1 protein-coding gene is annotated in these 522 nt (G+C 42.9%); it reads left to right on the top strand.

From position 1 onward, the window contains the following. Window positions 1-83 precede the first annotated feature (83 nt). Complete coding sequence (locus tag J8L97_RS23170; protein ID WP_211053079.1) at window positions 84-347, top strand: hypothetical protein; 264 nt, start codon at window positions 84-86, stop codon at window positions 345-347. Window positions 348-522: the final 175 nt, after the last annotated feature.

Raw genomic sequence — 522 nt, 5'->3', positions numbered from 1 at the left:
TTTTTCTAAACTTTTTCTGAAAATACTGGATAAGGTATTTATATAAAAATTAACAATAATGTTTTTGAAGGAAGTTTTTAAGTATGGGTGCAGTGATCTCAGGTAATGGACTCGGGTTATTTAACAGTTCAGCAACGATGTTGGGTGGTCAGGTTGATTCAGGTAAAGCCGCATTAGGGCAGGCGTCAGAGCAATTTTTTGTCAATGCGGCAACGGGTAACTTGGTTATTCAAGGCAAAGATGAACAGGTTAAAGGACTGGGTCTGGGACTTGGGATAGTACGTACTTATAACAGTGAGGGCATTTTGATGGCGACAACAATGACCAGTGGCGGCTGGGCTTTTTAAAGCGCATAGAGCTAGAAGGCAGTAAAAATACCTCAGGGAGTGTGGTTACTCGCACAACTGCAGATGGTTACGCACAGAAATTTGTCTATGATAGCGCACGTAAAGAGTATGTGAGTAAAGCAGGCAGCGGCGCAGATGACACGCTGACATTCAATGCAGATGGCAGTGCGATACT

The organism is Pseudoalteromonas sp. MMG012 (genome assembly GCF_018100875.1).
GTDB classification, from domain to species: Bacteria; Pseudomonadota; Gammaproteobacteria; order Enterobacterales; family Alteromonadaceae; genus Pseudoalteromonas; species Pseudoalteromonas aurantia.
Note: the sequence above shows the minus strand (reverse complement) of the source record. Positions and strands in the feature narration are given on the sequence as shown.

Excerpts from the sequence above, each read along its gene's own strand:
- J8L97_RS23170 (WP_211053079.1), top strand. The coding sequence starts at position 84 with ATGGGTGCAGTGATCTCAGGTAATGGACTCGGGTTATTTAACAGTTCA.